Below are 15,727 nucleotides of genomic sequence, written 5' to 3'. Positions count from 1 at the left end.
CAATCGCCCGGTATAAAAGAAATCTTGTGGATTTATGAAAGTTATGGCTGTGTGAAATGCTGTAAAAAAAATGTACGTTGAACAAACTCGTGATATGTTAAAGAAAGATAATATTAAAATTCTGACTCTGATTGGTCTTCTGTGTCTGACCTCCTTTTTGTACGCGCAAGAACGGGCGACGTTGAAAATTATCTCCTATAATATCTGGAATGGTTTTGAAAAGCAGCAGGATCGCAAGGATAAATTTACTGCGTGGATGAAGAAGGAGCAACCTGATGTTGTGGCATTGCAGGAACTGGTGGACTTTAAGCGGGCCGACTTGCTGCAATTGGCAAAGACATACAGCCACAGCTACGTTGTTTTATTAAAAGAGAAAGGTTACCCCGTTGGTATTTCCTCGCGTTATCCGATTACGCTGATCAAAGCGCAGGTAGATAGTTTTTGGCATGGAATGCTGCATGTGAAGATCGAAAACTTAGATTTTATTGTAACCCATCTAAGCCCTTTTTCCTGGCAATATCGGCTGGGGGAAGCAAAACAAATCACAGAATATGTAAAGAATAATCACCTGGACAGCTGTATTATTCTGGGGGATTTGAATGCCTACTCCCCATTGGATGCCAGTTGGTTGGAGCCGAAGTCTGTCTTGAAGGCAAATTTGGGAAAATGGGATCAGGAGCATCCCCAATATGGCAACATGAGAGGGGGGCGATTTGATTATAGTGTTCTATCGACTTTTTTGGCCATGGGTTTTGAAGATTGTATCGGACGATCTATATTTCCCGAAATCAAACGTGCCAGCTATCCTTCAGCTACGCTTTACAATTGGAAATGGGGAGACCCAAGGTTAGCAGCGGTTTCAGAACGACTTGATTATATTTTGCTGTCTGAACCTTTAGCATCTCATGCGAAGCAGGTGGAGGTACATAATGGTCCTGCACTTGAGGGGATATCCGATCACTATCCGGTGTCGGTCGTGATTGATCAATTGGAGAAATAGAAATATAATTGTAGATTGCGGATGACCACGAAAAGAATATTCATGGAAATTTCCGTAATAGATATAGTTATCATCGTCAGTTATTTGCTGGCGATGATTGTCATCGGTTTGATCCTTAAAAAGCGAGCCGCCAAGAATCTTGATTCGTATTTTTTAGGTGGAAAAACGCTTCCCTATTACATGCTCGGCATTTCTGATGCATCGGGCATGTTCGACATCTCGGGAACCATGTGGATGGTCTATCTTGCTTTTGTATATGGCTTAAAAAGCATGTGGATCCCTTGGTTATGGCCTGTTTTTAATCAGATTTTTTTGATGGTCTATCTGTCGGTCTGGCTGCGGCGGTCCAATGTCCTGACCGGAGCAGAATGGATCCGTACACGTTTTGGTCATGGTCGGGGAGCTGATGGAGCTTATACCATCGTTATTCTATATGCCATTGTTGCGGTAATGGGTTTTTTATGTTATGGCTTTATTGGTATAGGGAAATTCATGGAAGTTTTTTTTCCGTGGGAACAGGTATCCCGCTTTATTCCCTTAACGATTGACCCGGCAATGGCTCCGCAACTGTATGGTATTTTCTTTACAGCGATAACAACATTTTATGTTATGCTTGGTGGGATGCATAGTATTGTGTGGGCGGATATGGTCAAGTTTGGCATTATGATTATTTCGGGAATTGCCATCGCGGTTATCGCCATGCAGCAGGTTAGCCCCGAGCTATTGGTGGCAAACACACCAGAAGGCTGGGACTCTCCCTTCTTCGGTTGGCACTTGGATTTGGACTGGCGTACTTTACTTCCCTCCATCATGGATCGGATCGCCGATGATCAATACAGTCTTTTTACGGTATTTGTGATGATGATGCTATTTAAAGGCATATTTATGAGCATGGCAGGACCGGCGGCCAACTATGACATGCAGAAGATATTAGCCTGTAGAACCCCTAGAGAGGCCGCTTTAATGAGTGGTTCGGTGTCGGTAATCTTACTTATTCCGCGTTATCTGATGATCATGGGCTTCACAGTGTTAGCACTTGTGTTTTTTAGGGATGAATTTGCACAGATGGGCAATCAGATGGATTTTGAGATCATCTTGCCCAAAGCAATCAGCCGCTTCGGCACAGTTGGGCTGACTGGACTATTGCTGGCGGGGCTATTGGCCGCATTTATGTCTTCTTTCGCTTCAACAGTCAATGCCGCACAGGCTTATCTGGTAAATGATGTACTGCTGAAGTTTATGTACCGGTCTGCTTCACCAAAGAAGCAGATCCGTTTGAGTTATGTAGTTTCTATTGCGGTGGTCGTTTGTAGTACCATTATTGGCTTATATGTGCAGAATATCAATTCGGTATTACAATGGATTGTCTCCGCGTTATATGGTGGTTATATTGCGGCAAATGTATTGAAATGGCACTGGTGGCGTTTTAATGGTGCCGGATTTTTCTGGGGAATGCTAGCGGGTATATTTGGGGCAGTGATACTCCCGCTGTTTTTTCCGGATACCCTTCCGCTCTATTTTTTTCCTTTGCTTTTTGTCCTATCGCTGTTGGGCTGTTTTGCAGGTACATGGTTGTCCCGGCCTACCGAGGAGGAAGTGCTTGTTGATTTTTATGTACGTATACGGCCTTGGGGATTTTGGGGACCCATTCATCAGAAAGCACTGGAAAAATACCCGGATCTCAAGAAGAACGATCATTTTAAGCGGGATATGGCCAATGTGACCGTTGGTATTGTATGGCAATGCTGCCTGACCTTGGTTCCTATGTATATTGTGATCAAACAGGGACAGGGTTTATTGACAACAGTCTTGCTATTGGGTATTACTACACTTATACTTAAAAAGAACTGGTATGATAAAATGACCCGAGAGGAGGAAGAGTATAATGCCTTTATGTTAAAGTACGGGTTAAATAAAACAGATAAGACCGTTACCGAAGAAACGACTATTGATTAACCCCACCAACTGCTTTCCGACAAGACAAAAATAGGCTACCCGTCGTAGGTCGACGAGTGTCCTATTTTGTAAATGGACTGATTGGATCAGCTAGTTACTTGCTTTGACCAGAAAAGGGACGACATAATCTCCCCATTCCAAGGATATATTTCCTTCCGGAGTCGCATTGATTTTAAACTGTTCCTGATTGTTATCAGACATTCCGTTGCTGACCGAAACACGTAGGGCATCGTCTTTGGCGTCATATTTTGTTCCCCATTGGTCCCATACTTTGCTGAACATAAGGGTTGTTTCGTGTTCTCCGGGGATACTATAGAGACCATATTTTCCCGCCGCCAGTTTTTTGCCTTCGACCAGTACATCTTTATTGAATTCGATGGTGGTCGCTTCATTGGCACCTGTACGCCAGACTTTTCCTACGGGAGCGATATCAACACCAAGCTTACGGCCTTTGAGTGAAGGACGACTATAATTGATGTCGATCGTAACCCCATCAGTTGTGGTTACCTTGGTGTTGTCTGGAGGACTCGGGCGTTTGCTTTTGTCTGTCTGGGCGAAGCTAAGTTGACCGATTAAGGTCAAAATTGTTAAAATTAGTACTCTCATATGTGCTTATTTTTTGATTAAACACTTAAATATAAGATTTTTATGTGATGAAAATTTTCTGTTTTTTTAGAACTTGACGAAATCGTGACTGGGAGGCATCAGGCTATATGAATTATAAAATGAGCGTGTATAAAAATAAAAGCCAGCGTTTTAATCACTGGCTTTTATTTTTATACCAAATATTCGAACAATGTTTGGTCTTTGTTGATTTCAATGACATCAAACTTATACTCTTTCATTCTTGCGATCAGTGTTTCGTAATCTTCAGGTTTGTTGAGCTCAATGCCAACTAAGGCCGGACCTCTTTCCCGTTCTGTTTTTTTGATAAACTCAAAACGGGTAATATCATCTTTCGGGCCCAACACTTCAGAAACGAAGAGTTTTAATGCGCCCGGGCGCTGTGGGAAACGGACAATAAAATAATGTTTGTAGCCTTCATAAAGTAACGAGAGTTCTTTGATCTCGCTCATGCGGTCGATATCATTGTTTCCGCCCGATATAATGCAAACGACCTTCTTACCTTTTATTTCTTCCTTGTGAAATTCCAAAGCTGCAACAGAAAGTGCACCTGCTGGTTCGACCACGATGGCGTCTTTATTATATAGTTCCAAGATGCAAGTACAGATTTTTCCCTCTGGAATGGAGCGTGTATCATCTAGTAATTGTTTGGCAATCTCAAATGTGGTCGCGCCAATTTTCTTTACAGCTGCGCCATCAACAAATTTGTTAATGTGTTCCAATTCAATCGGTGCTCCGTTTTCCAGTGCGGCCTGCATGGACGGTGCTCCTTCCGGTTCGACTCCATAACACTTGATTGCTTTATTTTTGCTTTTCAGGTAGTAACTTGCTCCTGCCGCAAGCCCGCCACCACCGATCGGAATAAAGATGGCATCCATATCAGGAAGATCCTGTAAAGCTTCGACGGCCACGGTGCCTTGTCCTTCCACAACCTTGAGATCATCAAATGGAGGAATAAAGGTCATGCCATGCTCTTCCGTGTAAGCCAGTGCCGCTTTTTGGCAATCGTCAAACGTATCTCCGGTCAATACAATTTCAACATTGCCATTGCCCCACATTTCAGTTTGGGAGATTTTCTGGCGCGGTGTTGGACCGGGCATAAAGATAACCCCTTTAATGTCCAGTTTTTTGCATGAAAAGGCGACACCCTGAGCATGATTACCAGCACTCGCACAGACGACGCCCCGTTGGCGCTCTTCCGCTGTCAGGGAAATAATCTTGTTGTAGGCACCACGCAGTTTATAGGAACGGACGACCTGTAAATCTTCCCGTTTGAGATAGACTTCTGCGCCATATTTTTCAGATAAATGGCGGTTATATTGTAAAGGCGTACGATTGACCACCGATTTGATGCGCTCAAGTGTAGCTTCGGAATCGATGTTTAAGGTTGATAGATCCATTTTTTTAATAGGGTGATTAAGGTTGTCTTTTGATAAAAAAAGGCTGCAGATGCAGCCTTCCATTTTCTATATCTTTTCTTGGATGAGGCTTTTTAAGTCATCATCACAAATATTTTTCTTTGCGTCGGCCAACACCAAAAAGCGTTGATAGCAATCTGCTAGATCATCTTTTTCAAGATGGAAACCAAGGCGCTCCAAATGGTGTTTAAGTGCATGTCTTCCTGAACGGGCCGTCAAGATGATATCTGCTTCATCAAGGCCTACATCTTCAGGTCTGATGATTTCGTAATTTTCGCGGTGCTTTAAGAAGCCATCTTGATGGATGCCTGAACTATGGGCAAAGGCATTCCGGCCAACAATCGCTTTATTGGGTTGCACGGGCATGTTCATCATATCGCTCACTTTACGGGATAGATAGGTAAACATACGGCTATCGATATTCGAAGTTAGGCTTCCGAAAGCTTGGTTATGCACTTTAAGAATCATCGCAACTTCTTCCAATGACGTATTACCGGCACGTTCGCCGATACCATTGATGGTACATTCTACCTGACGGGCACCGTTTTGTATCGCGGCGATGGAGTTGGCCGTAGCAAGCCCCAGATCATTGTGACAGTGTGCAGAAATAATGGCTTGATCGATATTACGTACATTTTCCTTAAGATACTTGATTTTTGAACCATATTGGTCCGGTAAACAGTACCCGTTGGTATCGGGAATATTGACAACTGTTGCACCGGCAGCAATAACTGATTCAATCATTTTAGCCAAAAACTCCAAGTCAGCACGACCGGCATCTTCAGCGTAAAACTCGACATCTTCCACATAAGATTTAGCATGTTTTACAGCTGCAACGGCACGTTCTAAAATTTCTTCTCTTGTACTGTTGAATTTATATTTGATGTGCATGTCCGAAGAACCAATTCCGGTATGAATACGTGGACGTTTGGCATATTTCAATGCTTCCGCAGCTACGTCGATATCGTTTTGATTGGCACGGGTCAATGCACATATAATAACATCATTCACCGCCTTGGACAACTCTACGACAGATTGGAAATCTCCGGGACTGGAAACAGGAAAACCGGCTTCGATAATATCAACACCCAGTTTTTCTAAGTCCTTTGCGATCTCAATTTTCTCTGGAGTAGTTAATTGGCATCCCGGTACCTGTTCGCCATCACGCAATGTGGTGTCGAAGATGTAAAGATGATTAGGATCGTGTAACATAATTTCTTAATTCAAAAGATTTATAACTAAAGAAGTATGGGGCAAAGAGTGTGAGTGCATCGACCTTTTTTGGTTTGTTGCACCAAAATCTCATTACTCCATACGTATATCTCATTACTATTTAATAAACTCCAATACTTTCTCGCCCATTTCCTGGGTACCCAAGACTTTAGAAGCTTCTGTATTGGCATTCGCAATATCACCGGTTCTCCAGCCTGCTTTGAGCGTTTGGGCAACCGCATTAGTAACTGCTTTTGCTTCTTCCTGTAGACCGAAGCTGATGTCGAGCATTAAAGCAGCGGATAAAATTGAAGCAAGTGGATTCGCTTTATTCTGGCCAGCAATATCATGTGCCGAGCCATGGATAGGCTCGAAGAAACCTGTGCCATCACCAACAGAAGCTGAGGCCAACATACCCATTGAACCCGCAATCTGAGATGCTTCATCAGTCAAAATATCACCAAAAAGATTCGCTGTTAATACCACGTCAAATTTCTTTGGATTCTTGACCAATTGCATTGCTGCATTGTCAATAAACATGTGTTCAGTTTCAACATCTGGATATTCTTTTGCAATTTCTTGTACCACCTCTCTCCATAAGCGGGAAGTTTCCAATACATTAGCTTTATCGACCGAGCATAATCTTTTGTTACGCGTACGGGCGGCATCATAAGCTTTACGTGCGATACGCTCTACTTCATAACGGTGATAGTTCATCAAATCCGAAGCGAAGGTATTGTCCTCATTACGGTTTTTCTCACCGAAATACACATCACCCGTCAACTCACGGAAAAAAAGAATATCTGTTCCTTGGAGAATTTCAGGTTTTAAACTTGATGCATCCAATAGTTCATCAAATAAAAGGATAGGACGCAGATTGGCATATAACCCCAATTCTTTCCGGATTTTCAACAAACCCTGTTCTGGTCTAACCTTGGCTGAAGGATCATTATCGTACTTGATATGTCCGATCGCGCCAAAAAGGATGGCATCTGATGCTTTGGCTTTTGCTAACGTCTCGTCAGGAAGCGGATTGCCGGTAGCTTCAATAGCCGTATGGCCCATGATTGCTTCATCAAAACTGAATTCATGACCATAATTTTCACCGATCTTTTCTAAAACTTTTTTACCCCATGTGGTTACTTCTTGGCCGATGCCGTCTCCAGGTATGATTAAAATATTTTTTTTCATTGTTTTTATTCGTATTGAGATATGAGTCTTGAGATGCTATTTTTATAAAATTTGAATATCCATCCGCTCATGTCCATTGTCTAATATCTGTTATCTTTCGTCTAAATATCTATTGTCAATTGTCGTTTTCCACAATTTTTATGTTGATAAAGTCTCTTTTTTGTGGATAACTCGTTCTACGGACTTAATTTCACCCTTTTCCAGTACCATCCTGTTGTCTATACAGGTCGGTAATTGGGATTGGAAATGACCGACATAAATAAGGGTCTGCCCATTCTTGCTCAGGTCATCAATCACATCATTAAAATATTGTGATTGTTCCTTATCCAATCCTTGGCAAGGTTCATCTAATATAAGCAATTCAGGATGTTTTACAATGGTGCGCGCCAGCAATGCCAATCGCTGTTGGCCTAAAGGTAAAGATCCTAATGTTTTATGTTTCACGTCTTTGAGGTCAAAAAAATGGAGTACCTGATCAAGCTTCTGCTGTTGTTCATAGCCCAATTTTTGATACAGGCTCATTGAATCGAAGAATCCCGAAGCAATGGTCTGGCCTACATTGGCATTCATATCGTAGTACCAATGTAATTCGGGAGAAATAATCCCCAGGTGCGCTTTGATTTCCCATATACTTTCTCCTGATCCTCTCTTTTTACCAAAAAGATGGATGTCATTTGCGTAAGCTTGGGGGTGATCACCGTTGATCAGACTTAATAAAGTCGATTTTCCCGATCCATTATGTCCTTGCAGCAGCCATTTTTCTCCTGCTTTTACTTCCCAATCAATGTTTTTCAAGACCTGCTTTTCACCGTATGAAATGTTGATCTGCCGCATCTTGACCATCGTTGGGTCGGAGATTTTGGGTGACTGCAGTAAGAAATAGGGTAATTCCTTGCGTTTCCGTGGTATGCCCCGTGAAATTTCACCGCTATGTTGACGGAGAACAATTTTTCCATTCTGGATTTCGGCAAAACGATTAATACAATCCGGTTGTTCGTCATCATTGCTGATCAGTAGGAGGGATACGCCCTTGTCCGCAAGCTGATCGAAGATCTGGTTCAGGTCTTTTCGGGATTGTACATCAAGTCCGGTATAAGGCTGGTCGATAACCAAGACCTGCGGCTGAAGCCAAAGTGCTTTGACCAATTGTAAGCGTTTATGCTCGCCGCTGGAAAGTTCGATCAATTGTTGGTCTTTGAAATTTTCAAATCCAAATATGGTAAGGTAAGGTGCCACATCTTCGAAGGCCAGCTGTTCTTCCTTCGCAAAATGTTTCAATTCAGCAAAAACCGTTAAGGTATCGTTTTTTGCAAACTTGTTATAACGTTGTTGGTAATAGAAGTTGCGATCACCTTCAAGATTGGTAAACTGAAACCAATTGGATACGTAATGCACAACTGGAGGAAGGGAACTATTGTTATCCAGATGAAAGGATATGGTGCCCTCATATTTTAATTGCCCTGCAATTGCTTTTGCAAGCGTTGTTTTTCCTGTGCCACTGGGACCACCTAAGATCCACTGTTCTCCAGGAAAAATTTGCCAATTTAAATCTTGCAGTACGGAATCTTTACCGTGCTGAATCGTTAAATTGGCAATATGGACGACTGGGTCTACCATTTTTTGGTTGTTTCAAATGATTCAATTAAATCTTTTTGATTAAGGATAAAATCGATGTCATCGTATCCATTGATCAAGCATGATTTTTTGTATGGATTGATTTCAAATTCAAATTGATCACCGGTCTCGGTTAACATAACCGTTTGTTTTTCGAGATCAACGATAATTTGGGTATTTGGGTTTTGGTGGACCAATTCGAAGATTTTCTCTAAAAATTCTTCGGGAACCTGAATAGGCAGTACGCCATTATTAAGCGCATTACCTTTAAATATATCCGCAAAAAACGAACTGATAACGACATCAAAACCATAGTCCTGGATTGCCCAGGCTGCGTGTTCACGACTGGAACCGCAGCCGAAGTTTTTGCCGGCAACCAATATTTTCCCTGAATAGATTGGATTGTTCAATACGAAATCTGCTTTTGGCTGATTATCGCTATCAAAGCGCCAGTCGCGGAATAAATTATTGCCAAATCCTTCACGTGTGGTCGCTTTTAGAAAACGCGCTGGTATGATCTGATCGGTATCAATATTTTCGATCGGTAGTGGAACTACCTGTGAAGTTAAAGTTTCAAATTTTTTCATGATAAAAATTTAGTAAGTCAGAATTAAAAAAATGGAGTTAGTTATATTAACTCCCTTACATCTGTTACTTTACCCGTTACTGCTGCTGCTGCTGCTGTCAGTGGAGATACCAGCATGGTGCGTGCATTAGGCCCCTGACGTCCTTCGAAGTTTCTATTTGAAGTTGAAACGCAATATTTACCCGCAGGAATTTTGTCTTCGTTCATGCCTAAACATGCGGAACATCCCGGTTCGCGTAATTGGAATCCCGCGGCTTCAAATATTTTATCCAAGCCTTCTTCTTTGGCTTGTTTTTCTACCTGTTTTGATCCGGGAACAATCCATACTTCGACGTCCTGTGCCTTTTGTTTTCCTTTAACGAATGAGGCGACCTCACGTAAATCTTCGATACGGGAGTTGGTACAGCTTCCGATGAAAACGTAATCCACACGGTTACCTAAGACCGTGGAATCATCTTTAAAGCCCATGTAGTCCAGTGCTTTTTGATAGGATGGTCTTTCTGATTCCGGTTGTGCATTAGTTGCCGGGATATGCTCGGCGATACCCATACCCATGCCCGGGTTTGTACCATAGGTAATCATAGGAGCGATGTCAGCTGCGTCAAATGACAATACTTTATCAAAAATGGCATCTTCATCGGAATATAATGTTTTCCAATACGCTAAGGCTTGGTCCCATTCTTCTCCTTTTGGTGCGAATTCGCGGCCTTCTACATAATCAAATGTGATTTGATCCGGTGCAATAAGCCCTCCGCGTGCCCCCATTTCGATACTCATATTACAGATGGTCATACGCGCTTCCATGCTCAAAGAGCGGATGGCTGAACCAGCATATTCGATAAAATATCCTGTACCACCTGCGGCAGAAATCTTGGCGATAATATAGAGGATAATATCTTTTGCGCCAACCCCCTTTTGTAAAGTACCATTGACTTCAATTTTCATGGTTTTAGGCTTGGACTGCAATAAACATTGTGTCGCAAAGACCTGTTCAACCTGAGAGGTTCCGATACCAAAAGCAATAGCTCCAAAGGCTCCATGCGTTGATGTATGGCTATCCCCACAGACCATTGTTTTACCCGGTAGTGTGATACCCAACTCAGGACCAATCACGTGTACGATTCCTTGGTAAGGATGTCCCAAACCATATAATTCAATGCCAAATTCAGCACAATTTTTGGTTAGCATATCAACTTGATATCGCGATAGCTCTTCTTTGATCGGCAAATGTTGGTTGAGTGTCGGTACGTTATGGTCGGCAGTTGCTACCGTTTGCTTTGGACGAAAAACTGGGATTCCTCTTTTGCGTAGGCCATCAAAAGCTTGCGGTGAAGTAACTTCATGAATCAAGTGGGTATCGATATATATAATATCCGGAAACCCTTCTTCACGCTTGACGACGTGAGCATCCCAAATCTTTTCTACTAATGTTTTTGACATTTTTTAATCTCTCTTATGTTATTTTTATTTTAATCAGGGTGATATTGTAAATGTCTCAATATCACCCTGATTTCAATAGACTAAATTACGAAATATTCATGATTTTAGCGCATATCTGTAGATTGAATTCACCCAGACATGCTATGCTTTAAAAAAACAAATAATTCGTATAAATATTTAAACGGTTTTGATTGCTTTCATTGCAGTCATCGCCTTACGCAATTTACGTCCAACGATTTCCACAGGATGGTCACGCAAAATTTCATTGATGACAACCAACTGTGCGTTATCAACAGCAGCATCTTTACCTTCGTTGAAGTTTTTACCTACTAGGTCGGTATCAACAGTTTTCATGAAATCAGCCAATAAAGGTTTACAAGCCTGATCAAATAGGTAACAACCATATTCCGCTGTATCAGAAATAACACGGTTCATTTCGAACAATTTCTTACGGGCGATTGTGTTGGCAATCAATGGGGTTTCGTGCAATGATTCGTAGTAAGCTGATTCCGGTTTGATACCTGCTTCAACCATTGTTTCGAAAGCCAATTCAACGCCTGCGCGGATGAAAGCAACCATTAGCGTATAGTTATCGAAATACTCTTGCTCGTTGATTTTAACATCGCCAGCAGGTGTTTTCTCAAATGCAGTCTCACCTGTTTCAGCTCTCCATTTCAATAAGTTGGCATCACCGTTTGCCCAATCTTCCATCATGGTCTTGCTAAAGTGACCGGACATGATATCGTCTTGGTGTTTTTGGAACAATGGACGCATGATATCTTTTAATTCTTCGGAGATCTCAAAAGCTTTCACTTTTGCAGGGTTGCTCAAACGATCCATCATACCGCTTACACCACCATGTTTTAACGCTTCAGTGATCACTTCTACTCCGTATTGTACTAATTTGGATGCATAACCGGCCTCAATTCCTTTTTCGATCATTTTGTCGAAAGACAAGATCGAACCTGTTTGTAACAAACCACAAAGGATTGTTTGCTCACCCATTAAATCTGATTTTACCTCGGCTACAAATGAAGATTTCAATACACCGGCTTTGTGGCCACCTGTTCCTACACAGTATGCTTTTGCTTCAGCCCAACCTTTTCCTTGTGGATCATTCTCTGGGTGAACAGCGATCAAAGTAGGGACACCGAAACCACGAAGGTATTCTGCGCGAACTTCAGAACCCGGACATTTTGGAGCAACCATGATAACGGTGATATCTTTACGGATTTGCATACCTTCTTCAACAATGTTGAAACCGTGTGAATAAGATAATGTTGCACCTTCTTTCATCAAAGGCATGACCGCGTTGATCACTGAAGTATGTTGTTTATCAGGAGTCAAGTTAATGACCAAATCTGCTGTTGGGATTAATTCTTCGTAAGTTCCTACGTTAAAATTGTTGTCCGTAGCATTTTTCCAAGAATCTCTTTTTTGTTCAATAGCTTCTTTACGTAAAGCATAAGAAACGTCCAGTCCGCTATCTCTTAAGTTTAAACCTTGGTTCAAGCCTTGTGCACCGCATCCTACGATTACGATTTTTTTACCTTTTAAAGCATTTACTCCATCCGTAAATTCGGTGTTGTCCATGAATTCAGCGTGACTTAATTGTTCTAACTGCTCTCTAAGCGGTAAGGTGTTGAAATAATTTGCCATTGTTTTGATTTAGTATTGAGTAATGAGATATGAGAATTGAGATTTTGGTTTTTCTAGCTTATGGCTTACCAGCTTTCTTTCTTCTCTTTTTATTTTTTAATTTCTATTTTTTTAATTTATAAACATCTGCGTTGTGCCAAAGCATAACCATAATGAACATTATCATGTCCTGAGGTCAAAGCGATAACATCTTCGACCGTATCCATTGGATAACCATAGGTTGCTGTTGAAAACGAGGTAATCGATCCAAAAAGGCCATTTTCATAGTCTTTGGCGATCTGTTCAATGCTTTGGATAGCGATTGCCTTTAGTTCATCAATCTCAGCCTGCTCAACAAAACGTGTGGGCTTAGTATCTTTTCTATAATCTTCATTGTATTTTACCCAAGCGGTATCCGCTTTGATACCGGTACGAACATAGACCAAAGTCTGTGTACTTACAACGATATGTCCAAAATTCCAGATAATATTGTTGTTAAATCCAGCAGGGATTTTGTTGAGTTGTTCTATGGAAAGGCTATCCACTAATTCAATGAATTTTTGGCGGGCCTGTAAGATAAATTTAAATGTTTCTTGCATCTGATTACATGGTAAATACATCATCCCGTTTGTCGAGATATTCATTTTCAACGATTTCTATCGACGGTTCCTGTGCTTCAAACTGCACCAATTTGGAGTGGAAGCCAGCACTATCTTTAATGATGGCAATACGGGCGCCACGTACAAATTCAATTAACCCGTATTTTGTCAATTCCTCGGTGAGCTTATCAATTTCTTCACGGTGACCTGCGGTTTCGAACACGATGTAATCGTTGCGGATCACAACCACATTGGCTCCATATTGACGTAGTAAACGCTCAACATATACTTTTTCATTGACAACGTCTGCAGGTACTTTATATAAGGCCTGTTCTTGCCAGATCACTTCGTCATTGGTATTATAGTAGGCTTTAAGGATATCTATCTGCTTTTCCAACTGACGACAAAGCTTGCGCAACACATCTTCCGCTTCTGTAATGACAATGGTGAAACGATGTATACCTTCTACTTCAGAAGGCGATGTGTTTAAACTTTCGATATTGATTTTTCTTCTTGAAAAAATCGTTGAGATCCTTCCGATAAGGCCGATAGAATTCTCTGTGTATAGGGTAATGGTATATTCTTGTTTTTCCATTTTGACTTTTTACTTTAATCGAATCTCCGATACGGATGTTCCTTGTGCAACCATCGGGAATACATTGTTTTCCTTTCCTACCATAACTTCCAATAGATAAGCACCATCGTGGTCAAGCATGGTCTGAAGGGCATTGCGGAGATCTTTCCGTTCCGAAATTTTCTGTCCATCGATATAATAACCTTTGGCAACTGCAACAAAGTCAGGACTGGTGATATTCACAAATGAATAGCGTTTGTCATGGAACAGTTGCTGCCATTGACGTACCATACCCAAGAACTCGTTGTTCAAGATCATGATTTTCACCTTCGCGCCAAATTGCATGATAGTTCCCAGTTCCTGAATGGTCATTTGGATACCACCGTCACCGATGATGGCTACGACAGTTTTCTCAGGGGCGCCATACCAGGCACCAATCGCTGCAGGAAGGCCAAAGCCCATGGTTCCCAATCCGCCTGATGTTACGTTTGATTTGCTCTTGTTAAATTTTGCATAGCGACATGTGACCATCTGATGTTGACCAACGTCTGTGGTTATGATTGCATCTCCACCGGTTAATTCATTCAACACATTGATCACCTCGCCCATGGTCATGATATCCGTTTTTGGATGCAATTCATCTGTGATGACTTCTTTGATTTCCTCTTTTTCGAGTTCACGGAATTGGGCCAACCAAGCGGAATGATCCACGGCTTTAACCAGTTCAGTCAACATTGGAAGAGATTCTTTGCAGTCTCCCCACACGGGAACGGTTGTTTGTACATTTTTATCAATCTCGGCCGGGTCGATATCCAGATGGATCACTTTTGCCTGCTTGGCATATTTGTCCAATCGGCCAGTGACGCGGTCATCGAAACGCATACCGATAGCAATTAAAACATCACATTCGTTGGTCATGACGTTTGGTGCATAGTTACCGTGCATCCCCAACATACCGACATGAAGTTTGTGGTCTGTAGGAAGCGCGCTCAATCCCATGACAGTAGCGGCGGAAGGAATGCCTGTTTTTTCGATAAAAGCTTTGAACTCTTCTTCTGCCTTTCCTAGGATAATCCCCTGGCCAAAAAGTACAAATGGTTTTTTTGCATTATTGATCAACTCAGCAGCTTGTTCGATATACTCCTTACGAACCTGCGGAGCAGGTCTATAACTACGCACATGATTGCATTTTTCGTAACCGAAGTAATCGAACAGTTGAATTTGTGCATTCTTGGTGATATCGATCAATACGGGGCCCGGACGACCGGTGCTGGCAATATAAAATGCTTTAGCGAGTGCGGCTGGAATTTCAGTAGCGTCAGTGACTTGATAGTTCCACTTGGTGACCGGTGCGGTGATATTGATGACATCCGTTTCCTGAAATGCATCCGTTCCCAATAGTGAAGCAAATACCTGGCCTGTAATACAGACGATCGGGTTACTGTCGATCATGGCATCTGCCAGTCCGGTAACCAGGTTTGTTGCTCCGGGACCACTCGTCGCGAAGACGACACCTGTACGACCGGAAGTTCTTGCATAACCTTGGGCCGCATGTATTCCTCCTTGCTCATGGCGCACCAAGATATGTTTCAAACGATCCGTATAATCATAAAGGGCATCATAAATGGGCATGATCGCGCCACCCGGATAGCCAAATACGGTATCAACTCCTTCGCTCAATAAGGCCTCCATAACAGCTTTCGATCCCGAAATTTGTGTCGGAGTTTCCTGCTTGGCAGCAGCCTTATTTTCTGTTATTTCCAGTGTACTCATTACGTTGATTTTTTAGTTTTGTTGATTATTCAGTCTTTTTTAGTCTTTAGATATTAGATCTGGAGAGATTAGATCGAAGACTTTGTTTGTTTAAATCTCCAG

The 15,727-nt window shown here is 42.0% G+C and carries 13 protein-coding genes; 2 read left to right on the top strand and 11 right to left on the bottom strand.

Translation table 11 applies throughout. The annotated features are described in order from the left end of the window. The first annotated feature begins 94 nt into the window (after positions 1 to 94). A complete protein-coding gene (locus tag G6053_RS27935) occupies positions 95 to 1,000 on the top strand; it encodes an endonuclease/exonuclease/phosphatase family protein (RefSeq protein ID WP_108635118.1) in 906 nt (301 codons plus the stop codon). Positions 1,001 to 1,042: 42 nt separating this feature from the next. After that, positions 1,043 to 2,956 (top strand): sodium:solute symporter family protein, encoded by a 1,914-nt coding sequence (locus G6053_RS27930; RefSeq protein WP_165309245.1) that lies wholly within the window; start codon positions 1,043 to 1,045, stop codon positions 2,954 to 2,956. A gap of 90 nt (positions 2,957 to 3,046) precedes the next feature. On the opposite strand, the gene G6053_RS27925 is transcribed toward G6053_RS27930, so the two are convergent. From G6053_RS27925 to ilvB, 11 genes are all read right to left on the bottom strand, one after another. Continuing rightward, on the bottom strand, positions 3,047 to 3,562 hold the full coding sequence (locus G6053_RS27925) for a DUF2911 domain-containing protein (protein WP_108634867.1): 516 nt from the start codon (positions 3,560 to 3,562) through the stop codon (positions 3,047 to 3,049). Positions 3,563 to 3,732: 170 nt separating this feature from the next. Further along, positions 3,733 to 4,980: a threonine ammonia-lyase IlvA gene (gene ilvA, locus G6053_RS27920; RefSeq protein ID WP_181390583.1), complete on the bottom strand. Its 1,248-nt coding sequence runs from the start codon at positions 4,978 to 4,980 to the stop codon at positions 3,733 to 3,735. A gap of 66 nt (positions 4,981 to 5,046) precedes the next feature. Then, a complete protein-coding gene (locus G6053_RS27915) occupies positions 5,047 to 6,210 on the bottom strand; it encodes a 2-isopropylmalate synthase (RefSeq protein ID WP_104383780.1) in 1,164 nt (387 codons plus the stop codon). Between the two features lie 117 nt (positions 6,211 to 6,327). After that, positions 6,328 to 7,401, bottom strand: coding sequence for a 3-isopropylmalate dehydrogenase (leuB, locus tag G6053_RS27910; protein WP_108634869.1), 1,074 nt, complete (start codon positions 7,399 to 7,401; stop codon positions 6,328 to 6,330). Positions 7,402 to 7,539: 138 nt separating this feature from the next. Further along, on the bottom strand, positions 7,540 to 9,018 hold the full coding sequence (locus G6053_RS27905; RefSeq protein ID WP_108634870.1) for an ATP-binding cassette domain-containing protein: 1,479 nt from the start codon (positions 9,016 to 9,018) through the stop codon (positions 7,540 to 7,542). Next, a complete protein-coding gene (leuD, locus tag G6053_RS27900) occupies positions 9,012 to 9,602 on the bottom strand; it encodes a 3-isopropylmalate dehydratase small subunit (protein WP_108634871.1) in 591 nt (196 codons plus the stop codon). The genes G6053_RS27905 and leuD overlap by 7 nt, the downstream gene beginning before the upstream one ends. Before the next feature lie 41 nt (positions 9,603 to 9,643). Next, entirely contained in the window at positions 9,644 to 11,041 is a 1,398-nt protein-coding gene (gene leuC / locus G6053_RS27895; RefSeq protein WP_108634872.1) for a 3-isopropylmalate dehydratase large subunit, read from the bottom strand. A gap of 177 nt (positions 11,042 to 11,218) precedes the next feature. After that, positions 11,219 to 12,700: a ketol-acid reductoisomerase gene (ilvC, locus tag G6053_RS27890; RefSeq protein WP_108634873.1), complete on the bottom strand. Its 1,482-nt coding sequence runs from the start codon at positions 12,698 to 12,700 to the stop codon at positions 11,219 to 11,221. Positions 12,701 to 12,816: 116 nt separating this feature from the next. After that, positions 12,817 to 13,278, bottom strand: coding sequence for a DinB family protein (locus tag G6053_RS27885; RefSeq protein ID WP_108634874.1), 462 nt, complete (start codon positions 13,276 to 13,278; stop codon positions 12,817 to 12,819). Positions 13,279 to 13,282: 4 nt separating this feature from the next. Beyond that, entirely contained in the window at positions 13,283 to 13,873 is a 591-nt protein-coding gene (ilvN, locus tag G6053_RS27880) for an acetolactate synthase small subunit (protein ID WP_108634875.1), read from the bottom strand. Between the two features lie 9 nt (positions 13,874 to 13,882). Further along, entirely contained in the window at positions 13,883 to 15,625 is a 1,743-nt protein-coding gene (gene ilvB / locus G6053_RS27875) for a biosynthetic-type acetolactate synthase large subunit (RefSeq protein ID WP_108634876.1), read from the bottom strand. Positions 15,626 to 15,727 lie beyond the last annotated feature (102 nt).

This window comes from Sphingobacterium sp. DR205 (assembly GCF_011064245.1).
Lineage (GTDB): Bacteria > Bacteroidota > Bacteroidia > Sphingobacteriales > Sphingobacteriaceae > Sphingobacterium > Sphingobacterium athyrii.
This window is presented reverse-complemented; position numbering and strand designations above follow the sequence as displayed.

What these genes read in the sequence shown, in the direction of transcription:
- G6053_RS27935 (WP_108635118.1), top strand. Translation starts at nt 95, where the DNA reads ATGTTAAAGAAAGATAATATTAAAATTCTGACTCTGATTGGTCTTCTG.
- G6053_RS27930 (WP_165309245.1), top strand. Translation starts at nt 1,043, where the DNA reads ATGGAAATTTCCGTAATAGATATAGTTATCATCGTCAGTTATTTGCTG.
- G6053_RS27925 (WP_108634867.1), bottom strand. Translation starts at nt 3,562, where the DNA reads ATGAGAGTACTAATTTTAACAATTTTGACCTTAATCGGTCAACTTAGC.
- ilvA (WP_181390583.1), bottom strand. Translation starts at nt 4,980, where the DNA reads ATGGATCTATCAACCTTAAACATCGATTCCGAAGCTACACTTGAGCGC.
- G6053_RS27915 (WP_104383780.1), bottom strand. Translation starts at nt 6,210, where the DNA reads ATGTTACACGATCCTAATCATCTTTACATCTTCGACACCACATTGCGT.
- leuB (WP_108634869.1), bottom strand. Translation starts at nt 7,401, where the DNA reads ATGAAAAAAAATATTTTAATCATACCTGGAGACGGCATCGGCCAAGAA.
- G6053_RS27905 (WP_108634870.1), bottom strand. Translation starts at nt 9,018, where the DNA reads ATGGTAGACCCAGTCGTCCATATTGCCAATTTAACGATTCAGCACGGT.
- leuD (WP_108634871.1), bottom strand. Translation starts at nt 9,602, where the DNA reads ATGAAAAAATTTGAAACTTTAACTTCACAGGTAGTTCCACTACCGATC.
- leuC (WP_108634872.1), bottom strand. Translation starts at nt 11,041, where the DNA reads ATGTCAAAAACATTAGTAGAAAAGATTTGGGATGCTCACGTCGTCAAG.
- ilvC (WP_108634873.1), bottom strand. Translation starts at nt 12,700, where the DNA reads ATGGCAAATTATTTCAACACCTTACCGCTTAGAGAGCAGTTAGAACAA.
- G6053_RS27885 (WP_108634874.1), bottom strand. Translation starts at nt 13,278, where the DNA reads ATGCAAGAAACATTTAAATTTATCTTACAGGCCCGCCAAAAATTCATT.
- ilvN (WP_108634875.1), bottom strand. Translation starts at nt 13,873, where the DNA reads ATGGAAAAACAAGAATATACCATTACCCTATACACAGAGAATTCTATC.
- ilvB (WP_108634876.1), bottom strand. Translation starts at nt 15,625, where the DNA reads ATGAGTACACTGGAAATAACAGAAAATAAGGCTGCTGCCAAGCAGGAA.